Origin of the sequence: Pseudochrobactrum lubricantis, from assembly GCF_041929865.1 — a bacterium.
In the GTDB taxonomy this organism is placed as follows: domain Bacteria; phylum Pseudomonadota; class Alphaproteobacteria; order Rhizobiales; family Rhizobiaceae; genus Pseudochrobactrum; species Pseudochrobactrum saccharolyticum.
In genome coordinates this window covers 920,883-932,916 of sequence record NZ_JBHEEE010000001.1, presented here as the reverse complement: position 1 = coordinate 932,916, position 12,034 = coordinate 920,883, and the positions used below count along the sequence as shown (strand labels likewise).

Annotated in this window: 15 protein-coding genes; 5 read left to right on the top strand and 10 right to left on the bottom strand. The window is 52.0% G+C overall.

The window, feature by feature from the left end; genetic code table 11:
* Positions 1 to 7 precede the first annotated feature (7 nt).
* From sdhD to rimM, 8 genes are all read right to left on the bottom strand, one after another.
* Positions 8 to 391 carry a succinate dehydrogenase, hydrophobic membrane anchor protein gene (gene sdhD, locus JNC80_RS04070; protein ID WP_022709745.1) on the bottom strand — a complete coding sequence of 128 codons (384 nt, stop codon included), beginning with the start codon at positions 389 to 391 and terminating at the stop codon, positions 8 to 10.
* A 12-nt stretch (positions 392 to 403) separates the two neighbouring features.
* Entirely contained in the window at positions 404 to 805 is a 402-nt protein-coding gene (gene sdhC / locus JNC80_RS04065) for a succinate dehydrogenase, cytochrome b556 subunit (RefSeq protein WP_376709567.1), read from the bottom strand.
* A gap of 431 nt (positions 806 to 1,236) precedes the next feature.
* On the bottom strand, positions 1,237 to 1,704 hold the full coding sequence (locus JNC80_RS04060) for a GNAT family N-acetyltransferase (RefSeq protein ID WP_022709747.1): 468 nt from the start codon (positions 1,702 to 1,704) through the stop codon (positions 1,237 to 1,239).
* Between the two features lie 448 nt (positions 1,705 to 2,152).
* The gene (gene leuC / locus JNC80_RS04055; protein WP_213599517.1) at positions 2,153 to 3,562 is read right to left on the bottom strand and encodes a 3-isopropylmalate dehydratase large subunit; all 1,410 of its coding nucleotides are present in this window, start codon (positions 3,560 to 3,562) and stop codon (positions 2,153 to 2,155) included.
* Between the two features lie 246 nt (positions 3,563 to 3,808).
* Complete coding sequence (gene rplS / locus JNC80_RS04050; protein ID WP_022709749.1) at positions 3,809 to 4,243, bottom strand: 50S ribosomal protein L19; 435 nt, start codon at positions 4,241 to 4,243, stop codon at positions 3,809 to 3,811.
* A gap of 212 nt (positions 4,244 to 4,455) precedes the next feature.
* On the bottom strand, positions 4,456 to 4,809 hold the full coding sequence (locus JNC80_RS04045; protein ID WP_151158869.1) for a DUF4260 domain-containing protein: 354 nt from the start codon (positions 4,807 to 4,809) through the stop codon (positions 4,456 to 4,458).
* The gene (trmD, locus tag JNC80_RS04040) at positions 4,809 to 5,504 is read right to left on the bottom strand and encodes a tRNA (guanosine(37)-N1)-methyltransferase TrmD (protein WP_376709565.1); all 696 of its coding nucleotides are present in this window, start codon (positions 5,502 to 5,504) and stop codon (positions 4,809 to 4,811) included. Before trmD ends, JNC80_RS04045 begins: the two co-directional genes overlap by 1 nt.
* Positions 5,504 to 6,127 (bottom strand): ribosome maturation factor RimM, encoded by a 624-nt coding sequence (gene rimM / locus JNC80_RS04035; RefSeq protein ID WP_376709564.1) that lies wholly within the window; start codon positions 6,125 to 6,127, stop codon positions 5,504 to 5,506. Before rimM ends, trmD begins: the two co-directional genes overlap by 1 nt.
* Before the next feature lie 91 nt (positions 6,128 to 6,218).
* Between rimM and JNC80_RS04030 the strand changes: the two genes are divergently transcribed.
* From JNC80_RS04030 to aroB, 3 genes are all read left to right on the top strand, one after another.
* Positions 6,219 to 7,190: a tyrosine recombinase XerC gene (locus JNC80_RS04030; protein ID WP_376709563.1), complete on the top strand. Its 972-nt coding sequence runs from the start codon at positions 6,219 to 6,221 to the stop codon at positions 7,188 to 7,190.
* Between the two features lie 112 nt (positions 7,191 to 7,302).
* Complete coding sequence (locus JNC80_RS04025) at positions 7,303 to 7,911, top strand: shikimate kinase (protein ID WP_022709754.1); 609 nt, start codon at positions 7,303 to 7,305, stop codon at positions 7,909 to 7,911.
* A gap of 22 nt (positions 7,912 to 7,933) precedes the next feature.
* Positions 7,934 to 9,058: a 3-dehydroquinate synthase gene (aroB, locus tag JNC80_RS04020; protein WP_376709562.1), complete on the top strand. Its 1,125-nt coding sequence runs from the start codon at positions 7,934 to 7,936 to the stop codon at positions 9,056 to 9,058.
* Between the two features lie 67 nt (positions 9,059 to 9,125).
* On the opposite strand, the gene JNC80_RS04015 is transcribed toward aroB, so the two are convergent.
* On the bottom strand, positions 9,126 to 9,386 hold the full coding sequence (locus JNC80_RS04015; RefSeq protein ID WP_022709756.1) for a DUF2798 domain-containing protein: 261 nt from the start codon (positions 9,384 to 9,386) through the stop codon (positions 9,126 to 9,128).
* A 201-nt stretch (positions 9,387 to 9,587) separates the two neighbouring features.
* Positions 9,588 to 9,917: a BolA family protein gene (locus JNC80_RS04010; RefSeq protein WP_022709757.1), complete on the bottom strand. Its 330-nt coding sequence runs from the start codon at positions 9,915 to 9,917 to the stop codon at positions 9,588 to 9,590.
* Positions 9,918 to 10,097: 180 nt separating this feature from the next.
* On the opposite strand from JNC80_RS04010, the gene JNC80_RS04005 reads away from it, so the two are divergent.
* Together JNC80_RS04005 and cobS are read left to right on the top strand one after the other, a co-directional pair.
* Entirely contained in the window at positions 10,098 to 10,721 is a 624-nt protein-coding gene (locus tag JNC80_RS04005) for a J domain-containing protein (RefSeq protein WP_022709758.1), read from the top strand.
* Positions 10,722 to 11,039: 318 nt separating this feature from the next.
* Positions 11,040 to 12,026, top strand: a complete 987-nt coding sequence (gene cobS, locus JNC80_RS04000) for a cobaltochelatase subunit CobS (RefSeq protein ID WP_022709759.1) — start codon at positions 11,040 to 11,042, stop codon at positions 12,024 to 12,026.
* Positions 12,027 to 12,034 lie beyond the last annotated feature (8 nt).

The window sequence follows — 12,034 nt, the reverse complement described above, 5'->3', positions numbered from 1 at the left end:
TGGCCTATCAACCTCCGAAGCTGAGCTTGAGGATTGCAAATACACTCGCGCCGCCAACAACAATCGCAAAGAAGGTGTTGAGCATAACGCAAACAATCTTCAGGCCTTCGCCATGAATATAATCTTCGATAATAACCTGCATGCCCAGACGCATGTGATAAACACCGGTCAGAACAAACAGTGCCATCACAATCGCATTAAACGGATGGGCGATTGCAGCGCGGACTTCGGCGTAATCTGCACCATTGAGGCAGATAATCAGGCCGATGAAATAAATCACCAGCGGCACAAGTGCGACGGCACTCATACGCTGTGTCCAGAAATGTCCGGTGCCTTCCTTGGCGGAACCAAGGCCGCGAACCTTACCCAGAGGGGTGCGCATATCTTGCATATATCAGTCCTCTCAGCGCAGGCTGTAAGCCACAACCCAGATCAGGATTGTCGCAATCACGGAAAATACCACAGTCGCCCAGGCCATTTTGCTGGCGGTGTGTTTTTCGAGACCTGCGCCCATATCCCAGATGAAATGGCGGATACCGCCTGCCAGATGCTGCATCAAAGCCCATGTGTAGCCGAACAGAACGAGACGTCCGATCCATGAGCCGAACAGGCCGTTGACGAAATTGAAGCATTCTTCACTGACCGCTGCGGAAATCAGCCATACGGCAAGCAATACGGTGCCGAAATAGAGTGCGCCGCCGGTAATGCGGTGAATGATCGACGTTGTCATGGTAATTGCCGGTTTATAAATCGACAAATGCGGTGACAGCGGGCGCTGGCTTTTGACTATTGGTCTTGTTGTCATAGCTATCCTGGTAAATGTTACCGATAAACAGGCCTTGCTAAACATGCCGCTATACCGGCAAAATCTATGGTCTGTTCATGCCCAACAGAGTTTATATCTATGATGAACCTGCGCCCAGCATAGATATAAACTCTGTCATTTTAACATGCTGCGCAATTCTTGAAGCTTCACAGGCTCAGGAGCCGCGCAGTAGAGCGAATACGGCCAAGATCGTTTAAAGGACGACCATGTTAGGGCTTATCTACTGCGCTTTTGTCACCACGTCAAAGTCACAACCATGCGACCAGCCATGCAATTAGTCGCACCTGAGCAGAGAGATGACGTTTTAAACGGTTTTATGCGGCCTATTACCGGACATCCGCGATAAAAATAAAATCCGGCGGCGTTTAAATTGTCCTGATTATGAGCCGCCGGACAGTGTTTCAACAGGTTTACTGGAGATGTGGTGCAAAACGAATCACAAAACTGCTCCAGTCCGCTGTGGCCGCGACCTGTTCATACAGCTTGCGGCCATCTTCCGGCTGACGCGGTGCATTGAGTGCCAGCTTACTCCATGAGCGCTCTTCGGCCTTATCAGCCAGCACATCAATCAAAGCCTTGGCGATACCTTTTTTGCGGTGCTCGTGATGGACGTAAATATGATCCACCTGCCCTGCGCGCATGCCCGATACCGGCTCCGGCAGATCGTAGAAAATCACAAAACCGACCAGCACGCCGTCGAGCCGCGCACCGAGCAATTCAGCACTGCGATCCTGCAACAGCTTTTCCGCATAATATTCATCCGGACGACGCGGTGCACCGCGCTTCAGCGCCTGCGCATAATCGGCCAGCAAAGGCGCAAGTTCACGGGCATCACGTAAGTGAAGCAATGAAATATCAATAGCGTGATCCTGTGTCATGATGCCTTCCCTTTTGGCGAATAAGAACTAGTGGTCTGATTCCAACATTTGCATTCCGTGGGGTATTGTGCAGAGCAAATGTCGGAATCAAAAAGACCACTAAAGACTATATAAAACTAGTGGATTTTTTGAATTTGACGTTTGGAGCAGCGCTTGTGTCAGTCGGCAGCCAAACGTCAAATTCAATCCACTAGAGTAGCTGCTTCGTTAAAAAAAACCAGCCTAATCAATGCTGCTTTAGCTGAAAAGAAAAACCCGCCCATTGATCTTACGCAATGAGCGGGTTTTTTCTTAGGATGCCGAATTAATACCTGAATCAAAAAGCGGCAGGCGCAAGCGAAAATGGTGATTTCGAGAACCGACGCACAGCGTACATAAAAGTACGTGAGCATCGGAAGCACAGAAATTGCCATTTGCAGCCAAGCATGGCGACTTTTAGATCAGGTATTTAGTTCCAGTCACGGATATCAACAAAATGCCCCGCCACGGCTGCTGCCGCTGCCATTGCAGGCGACACCAGATGAGTACGGCCTTTAAAGCCCTGACGACCTTCAAAGTTACGGTTTGAAGTGGATGCACAACGCTCACCCGGCTTCAGACGGTCATCATTCATTGCCAGACACATCGAGCAGCCCGGCTCACGCCAGTCAAAGCCTGCTTCGATGAAAATCTTGTCCAGACCTTCAGCTTCAGCCATTTCTTTTACAAGGCCGGAACCCGGAACAATCATCGCATTGACAGTGGAGGCAACTTTTTTACCTTCAACCATACGTGCAGCATCGCGCAGATCTTCAATGCGGCCATTGGTGCAGGAGCCGATAAAGACGCGATCAATCGCAATATCGGTGATCTTGGTGCCAGGCTTCAGATCCATATATTCCAGCGCACGCCATTTCGATGAACGCTTGGTATCATCCTGAATGTCATCAGGGTTCGGCACCACATCGGTCACAAAAACCACGTCTTCCGGCGAAGAACCCCATGTGACAACCGGTGAGATTTCAGCGGCATCAAGGGTCACAATCTTATCGAAATGCGCACCTTCATCAGAGCTCAGGGTCTTCCAGTAAGCCAGTGCCTGTTCAAACTGCTCACCCTTAGGTGCGCGCGGCTTGCCACGGATATAATCAAAAGTTGTCGCATCAGGCGCGATCAGACCAGCGCGTGCGCCGCCTTCAATCGACATGTTGCAGACCGTCATACGGCCTTCCATCGTCAAAGAGGTGATTGCATCGCCAGCATATTCGATCACATAGCCGGTACCGCCGGCAGTGCCGATTTTACCGATGATCGCCAGTGTAATGTCTTTCGCAGTCACACCTGCTGCCAGTTTGCCATCCACACGCACCAGCATGTTTTTAGCTTTTTTCTGGATCAGGGTTTGGGTGGCCAGTACGTGTTCCACTTCGGACGTACCGATACCATGCGCCAGCGAACCGAAAGCACCGTGGGTAGAAGTATGGCTGTCGCCGCAAACAATCGTCATGCCCGGCAGGGTGAAGCCCTGTTCAGGACCAACAATATGCACAACGCCCTGACGCTTATCGCGCTCGGAATAATATTCAACACCGAACTCGGCCGCATTTTTGGCCAGAGCTTCAACCTGAATACGGCTTTCTTCATTCTTGATGCCATTCACACGATCTGCCGAAGTCGGCACGTTATGGTCAACAACAGCAAGGGTGCGTTCCGGATGGCGCACTTTGCGGCCAGCCATACGCAGACCTTCAAAAGCCTGAGGGCTGGTTACTTCATGCACAAGATGGCGATCAATATAAAGCAGGCAGGTACCGTCATCCTGCTGATCTACCAGATGATCGTCCCAGATCTTGTCATAGAGTGTACGCGGCGCGCTCATGGCTCTTAGTATCCTTTGCAAGCGTTCTGCAGCCATTACCTCCCGGCAATCACAGGACCACAGAACCGATATGATTATGGTTCATATGCACCCGCTATGCGATTTCGTCAAGAAATGACAAGCGGAACAGGGTGTCGCAGCAAGATTATTACCCAAGCGGCATTTAATCTTTGCAAATAGAAAAAGGGCGACCCTGAGGCCGCCCTTATCCCTGGAAATTTTATAATCGCAGAAAGATGCAGAAAATTATTCTGCAGCTGCCTTGGCAGCAGCATCACGCTCAGCAGCGCGTTTGTCTGCTTCACGTTCAGCTTTCGAACGATTGTCTTTTTTCTCAACGATACGGGCAGCCTTACCGGTAAGACCACGAAGGTAGTAAAGTTTCGCACGACGGACTTTACCGCGACGAACAACTTCAACGCCTTCAACCAGCGGAGAATAAACAGGGAATACGCGCTCTACGCCTTCGCCGTAAGAAATCTTACGAACGGTGAAGCTTTCCTGCAGACCTGCGCCCGAACGGCCGATGCAAACGCCTTCGTAAGCCTGTACACGGGTACGTGTACCTTCAGTTACGCGTACGAGAACGCGAACTGTATCACCGGCGTCGAAATCTGGCAGAACGCGCTTTTCAGCGATCTTTGCAATCTGTTCAGCTTCAAGCTGCTTAATAATGTTCATAGTTTTAATCCTTCTGATTCTTCTCGAACAGTCAGAGCGCTATCACTTGCAAAACAGTCTTTGCCGTCATGCTATGCCGTAAAGGCAGGAGCGGTTTCACTACTCATTGATTTCAGGTCAACGAAAATCGGATTTCAGGAAATCCCGAAATGTGAGGCGGCAATACACCATTACCGCCCGTGAATCAACTCAACTCTGCAAGAAGTTCTGATTCAGTTGCGACCGATCCGTCCCAAATGCGTATCCTGAAAAGAGGACGCATATTTCAGCCCGTAGCCCAGCATCCGGTCAAAAGCGATATGCGCAGTCCAGATCAGCACATAAGGCCACAACCATTGCTGCCCTGACACATACATCAGCAGGCCAAGCGCGGCCACACTCAGAAAACTATGACCGGCATTATAGACCAGCGCACCGATACGGTTGCCAAATGCATAACCTGCCATAGTAATGTCAGGCACCAGAAACAACAGCGCAAACCACCACCAGCCCTCACCGCTTTGCGCATAAAACCCCAGAGCAATCAGTAAAATAGCTGCATATTCCGCACGTCTCAGAATCTGCATTATTTACTCCTGTTCTGATAGGCCTCCCACAAATCGGGACGGCGCTCACTGGTAATGCGCTTTGCTTCTTCCAACCGCCATTGATCGACAGCCTTATGATTACCGGACGTCAGCACAGCGGGAATAGAGCGCCCTTCCCATTCCTGCGGACGAGTATAATGCGGATGCTCAAGCAGGCCGGTTTCAAAACTCTCGGTCTCACCGGATTCATGATTCCCCATCACACCCGGAATCAGCCGGACAATCGCGTCAAGCAGCACAATCGCACCGGTTTCACCGCCGGAGAGAATATAATCGCCGACTGATATTTCCATCAGGTTGCGCGCTTCAATAACCCGTTCATCCACGCCTTCAAAGCGCCCGCAGAGAATCACTGCACCCTCGCCGCTCGCCAGTTCGCGCACCAGATCCTGAGTCAAAGGTCGCCCACGTGGGCTCATCAGAATACGCGGGCGGTTATCCTGTTCTAGGCTATCAAGTGCACGCGCCACAACATCCGGCTTCATCACCATACCGGCACTGCCGCCAGCCGGTGTGTCATCAACCATGCGATGTTTATCGAGCGCAAAATCTCTGATCTGAACGGTTTCGAGTTGCCATTTATCATCGCGCAAGGCGCGCCCTGCAAGGGCAGAGCCCAGCGGCCCCGGAAACATCTCAGGATAAAGGGTCAGGACAGATGCTTTGAAACTCATTACCGCGCCCATCCGTCATCATCAGTCTCAGGTGCCTCAGGCTCATCACCCTCTTCATCCGCAGAGGGTGAACCATCATCAACAAGACCTGCCGCCAGCGGATCAATCAGAATCGCACCTTCTTCCATCAGGATTTCCGGTACAGAAGTCAGTGTGAACGGGATCATAACCGGCTTTTTGCCGCTTTCCTTAATCTCCAGCACATCGCCGCCACCGAAATTAAACACGGCAGAGACTTTACCATAGGACACGCCTGCGCTGTCGCGCACGGCAAGGCCGATCAGATCAGTATAATAAAATTCGTCCTCATCAAGATCCTGCGGCAGCTGCGCATGATCGACATAGAGCTCTTTGCCATTCAGCGCTTCCGCCGCATTGCGATCCTCAACACCGGCAAAGCGCACCACGACCACAGTTTTGCTCGGGCGGATCGACAGCACTTCATAGCTTTTACCGGACGCATCATAAAGCAGACCATAGGAGCCCAGATCCATAGGGTCGCCCGTATAGGTTTTAACGCGCACTTCCCCTTTGATGCCATGGGCAGCGCCGATAACGGCGAGCTGAACCGGATTATCAAGATTTGCAACCCGCACAGGACTGCCTTTTTTCTGAGAAGACATGAAAAACCTTAAACTGTGGCGGCAACGGTTCCGTAACCTCGCCGTGAGAAACTCTATTTTTATTAAGATAACCGGATTACAGATTCAATCCATGCAAACGGCCAAAACCGAAACCTCAAAAGCAGAATTTCTGATTATCGCTGCGCCCGACCTCAATCAGGCGCGTCAGGACTGGCTCGGCAGCTTAACCAACAGCCGCAGACTGGCCGCCCATACGCTGAATGCCTATGAGCGCGATACCCGTCAGTTTCTGCAATTCATGACCGGCCATCTGGGCACACCACCGGCTTTGAAAGATGTCTCGAATTTACGCATTGCAGATTTGCGCTCCTATCTGGCCTCACGCCGTAATGACGGAGCCGGTGCCCGCACTCTCGGGCGCGGTCTTGCCGGTGTGCGCTCGCTGTTGCGCTATCTCGAAAAACAGGGGCTGGCCAATGCAGCCGGTGCCAGCGCTATACGCGCACCACGCCAGCCGAAATCCCTGCCTAAACCTTTGAGCGCAGATGCAGCACTGCGGGTTGTCAACACACAGCAACAGCTGGCGGAAGAGCCATGGATTGCCGCACGCAATGCCGCTGTTCTCACTCTGCTTTACGGCTGCGGCTTGCGTATTTCCGAAGCGATTGGTCTGACACCCGATGCCGTGGCCGACACAACAGCCCGCTCCCTGACCATTCAGGGTAAAGGCGGCAAAAGCCGTCTGGTACCGCTACTGCCTGCTGTTCATCAGGCAATTGCCGAATATAGCCGCCTCTGTCCCTTTCATTTAAACGGCAGCATGCCGCTGTTTCGCGGTGCTAAAGGTGGCGCACTCCATGCCGGTATTATCCAGCGGGAAATGCAGAAGATGCGCTCCGCGCTCAACCTGCCGGAAACCGCAACTCCCCATGCTTTGCGGCATTCTTTTGCGACCCATCTTCTGGCACGCGGCGGCGATCTTCGCACTATTCAGGAACTGCTTGGCCATGCCAGCCTTTCCACCACACAGGTCTATACCGGCGTGGATACAGATCGTCTGCTTGAGATTTACGACAAAGCACACCCCCGTGCGCACCCTTAAGCACCATCAATAGCGGCAGAAAATCTCCGATCTTTCTTGACAAGCCGCAGATCAGCAGCGATTGACTTTACTCAAGTGTTTCAAATGGAAGCACCGTCACGAGAAGAAGACGATGCCGAACCCAAATAAAAAAGCTGACCAGACGCATTTGCGCAGTCAGGCCGACGAAATTAAAGCCCTCCTCAACCAGCGCCCTGTGGTGCTTGTCGGACTTATGGGAGCAGGAAAATCCACTATCGGCAAGAAAATGGCCGCAATGCTGGATTTACCGTTTTTCGATCTCGATACGGAAATCGAAAATGTCTCCCGTATGAGCGTTACTGAATTATTTGCCTCCTATGGCGAGCCGGAATTCCGCGATCTTGAACGCCGTGTTATGCAGCGCCTGCTGGAAGGCGGATCAATGATCCTCGCAACCGGCGGCGGCGCTTTCATGAATGAACAGACCCGCGAGAATATTGCTTCTGCCGGTATTTCCGTCTGGCTCAATGCGGAACTGGATGTGCTGATGGAGCGCGTTTTACGCCGTCAGGATCGTCCGCTTTTGAAAAATGACGATCCGCGTGCAGTGATGCAGAAGCTGATGACCGAACGTTATCCGGTCTATGCCACAGCTGATCTGAGCATCATCTCCCGCGATGAAAAACGTGAAGTGATTGCACAGGAAGTCATCACCTTGCTGCTCGATCATTTACGCAAGACCGAACCAATCCAAGACTAAATCATAATCACGAGTATCTCCCATGACATCTACCGGACATGTTGCAACCGAAACCGTTCATGTATCACTGGGAGACCGCTCTTATGACATTCTCATCGGCAGCGGTCTGATTGCCCGCGCCGGTCAGGAGATTGCTGCACGCCTGCCGGGCATCCGTGCGGCTGTGGTCACCGATGAAAATCTTGCCAAGCTGCATCTGCCGTCCCTGCTCAGCGCATTGGAAGCCGCCGGTATTAATGCGACACCGGTTGTGGTTGCAGCCGGTGAAAAATCTAAAGGCTTTGCCACGCTTGAAACCGTGACCAATGACATTCTCAAAGCCCGTCTTGAGCGCGGCGATGCCGTGATTGCTCTGGGCGGCGGTGTGATCGGTGATCTCGCCGGTTTCGTTGCCGGTATTGTGCGCCGCGGTATGAATTTCATTCAAATCCCGACCTCACTGCTGGCGCAGGTTGATTCTTCTGTCGGTGGCAAAACCGGCATCAACACCGCTTACGGTAAAAATCTTGTCGGCGTTTTCAATCAACCGCAACTGGTACTGGCCGATACGGATATTCTCGACACTTTGAGCAAGCGTGAATTCGCTGCCGGTTACGCAGAAGTTGCCAAATATGGTCTGATCGATCAGCCGGAATTCTTCACATGGTTGGAAAATAACTGGCAGGATGTCTTTGCAGGCGGTGCTGCACGCCAGCAGGCCATTGCTACCTCCTGCCGCGCCAAGGCAGCCGTTGTTGCCCGCGATGAGCGTGAAACCGGCGACCGTGCCTTGCTCAATCTCGGCCATACATTCGGTCACGCATTGGAAACTGCCACCAATTACGATTCCTCACGCCTTGTGCATGGTGAAGCCGTTGCCATCGGCATGGTACTGGCGCATCAATTCTCCGCACGTCTCGGCCTGATTTCAGAAGATATTGCTGCACGGGTTGAAGCGCATTTGAAAGCTGTCGGCCTGCCGGTTTCCATGAAAGAGATTGCCGGTCTGCCTTCCGCAGATGTGCTGATGTCTTATATTGCACAGGACAAGAAAGTGTCGCGCGGTTCGCTGACTTTCATCCTGACCCGTGGTCTTGGCCAGTCTTTCATCGCCAAAGATGTGAATGCGGCTGATGTAGAGGTTTTCCTGCAGGAAAAACTGGCTTAAAACTCCTTATCATCAATTTAAAAAACCGGTCGCAAATGAGTTTTGCGGCCGGTTTTTGTTTAAGCCCTTATGGCTTGTGGCACACAATGCCGACCAGACGCCGCACCAGCGGCAGCACCAGTAACAGCACCGGAAATGCCACGATCCACGACAGCCCCCATGCGGGCATCCAGTGCGATAAAAGATCAGCCCTGAACCCGAGATTTTTCAGTGTGGCAATCAGCGACACGACAAAAGTCATCAGGACAGAGAGAATAAAAGGCATCACAACCGGAATATAACGTGCCGGAAGTTTCGGAAAAGCAGGAACAGATTTGGAAGATTGCATAATCATTTCCGTAAATTTGCGATCCTACACATCAGCACATCCCTCCCGCCCGAGGCAGGAGCTTGTCCGGTGTAAGACCGGCATGGATGCGTTGCTTAACGTTAAACGCTTACGAAAGAGCCAAAAGCTCACTGCTGCCTCATAACAGCAGATGACAAAGGAAACAAGTAACCGGAAGTCTGCGGTACTTGTTTTGAATAATCAGGCCGGTTTGCGGGTACGGCGGGTCGGCTCCCCCGGTGCGCTCGGTTCCAGCGCAATCGCATGCAGACCGCTCTGCAATTCTTCATCCAGCTGCGCATTGATCGCACGATGACGGTCAACGCGGCTCAAACCTGTAAAAGCCTCTGCCACAATTATAACGCGGTAATGTGTTTCACCGGTACCGTCGAACACTTCCTCATGACCGCCGTCTGTGTGATGATGACCGGCATGAAGATGACTTTCATTGATGACATCAAGCAACACAGGCTGAAAAGCCTCAGATAGTTTTGCGGTAATCCGTTCTTGACGCGTCAAAGGAATAGACATTCTGATCTCCTGCCCCCATATAGGGACTATGTTATGTGCATGCGTTACCATTCCGGTATACATAATGCAGCTAAATCCCGATTTCACGTCTGCTTCGACTCTCGGCCCCGCAGGGTTCGGTCATGCGTCGTGAAATGTCAATTCTTGTATCATCAGATCTGACCCCGTAATATTGATATCATGGCAACGAATTCAAAATTTTTTGACAGCATCCGTATCCGTTCCCGCAAGGAAGACAAAAAACCGGCTGGCCCGCAGTGCCAGTGGGAAGGATGCGAAGAAACCGGAACACACAAAGCGCCTGCGGGCGGTGCGCGTGAAGGTCTTTATCTGCACTTCTGTCTGGATCACGTCCGCGAATATAATAAAAACTTCAATGCTTTCTCCGGTCTTAGCGATGAGGAAATCGCCAAGTTCCAGAAAAATGCGGCCGTTGGTGACCGTCCGACATGGACAACCACCAAAAACTCCACTTCGCGCCAGTCAGCCCCGCAATTTGCCCGTATGCGTTCAGGCACTGCAGCCTATCACAACAAGATCCGTGATCCGCTGAACCTCTTTGAACAAACACGCGCCCGTGCGGAAGCGGCAACCCCGACCAGACGCCCGCGTCCGCTCGAATCCAAGGCTTTTGCGACCCTGGGCATTGCGGCAAATTCGACCAGCGACGCGATCAAATCGCGCTATAAAGAGCTGGTAAAGCAGCATCATCCGGATGCCAATGGCGGCGATCGCGGTTCGGAAGAACGTTTCCGCGAAGTTGTGCAAGCTTATCAATTGCTAAAGACCGCAGGTTTTTGCTAAACAGGCAAAGACTAAAGCATGCCGCCCGAAAACGGATACCGGTTTTGGGTGAAAGACATGCGGTAAAACAAAGATTATTTGCAGGGAACAAAGGGAAATTACGGAAGCAAAAAACTTTCGTTCCCTGTTAACCTGCCGAAACAACTACACCGGCACAGCACTTCAGACAGTTTCAGCAAAAACCGGAACTGTTTGTGCCGGAAGAACTGAGCCAAGACGAACAGAAAGCGATAGAGGGGTTTTCCGCTGCAGGAAAAGGGAAAGGCTCTCTGAACATATGATGATACAGCGGCATGCAGGCGCCGCTCAGGAGGCATGATGAGCAAGGTTGATCTCGACATAAACAATATGCCGGACACAACTGTATCGGTGCGTGACGTGTTCGGGATTGATTCCGATATGATCGTGCCCGCTTACAGCAAAAAAGATCCGCATGTACCGGATGCAGATCCGGATTACATTTTTGACCGCCAGACAACCTTGGCGATTCTCGCCGGCTTTGCCTATAACCGCCGCGTTATGGTTTCCGGTTACCACGGTACCGGTAAATCCACCCATATTGAACAGGTTGCAGCCCGTCTGAACTGGCCTTGCGTTCGCGTTAACCTCGACAGCCATGTCAGCCGTATTGATCTGATCGGTAAAGATGCCATCGTCGTCAAAGACGGTATGCAGGTTACCGAATTCAAAGACGGTATTCTGCCATGGGCCTATCAGAACAATGTTGCTCTGGTTTTCGACGAATATGATGCCGGTCGTCCGGACGTGATGTTCGTTATCCAGCGTGTTCTGGAATCGTCCGGCCGTCTGACCCTGCTCGATCAGAGCCGTGTTATCAACCCGCATCCGGCATTCCGTATGTTTGCAACCGCGAACACTGTCGGTCTCGGCGACACCACCGGTCTTTACCACGGCACCCAGCAGATCAATCAGGCGCAGATGGACCGTTGGTCGATCGTCACCACGCTGAACTATCTGCCGCATGACAATGAAGTTGAGATCATTCTCGCCAAGTCCAAGCATTACCAGAATGCGGAAGGCCGTGAGATCGTCTCGAAAATGGTTCGCGTTGCCGATATGACCCGTCAGGCTTTCATCAATGGCGATCTCTCGACCGTTATGAGCCCGCGTACTGTGATTACATGGTCCGAAAATGCCAATATTTTCACCGATGTCGGCTTTGCATTCCGCTTAACCTTCCTGAACAAATGCGACGAGCTGGAGCGCCCGATTGTTGCTGAGTTCTACCAGCGTGCTTTCGGACAGGAACTGCCTGAATCCGCAGTTAATGTCGTGCTTGCATAAAACGCACA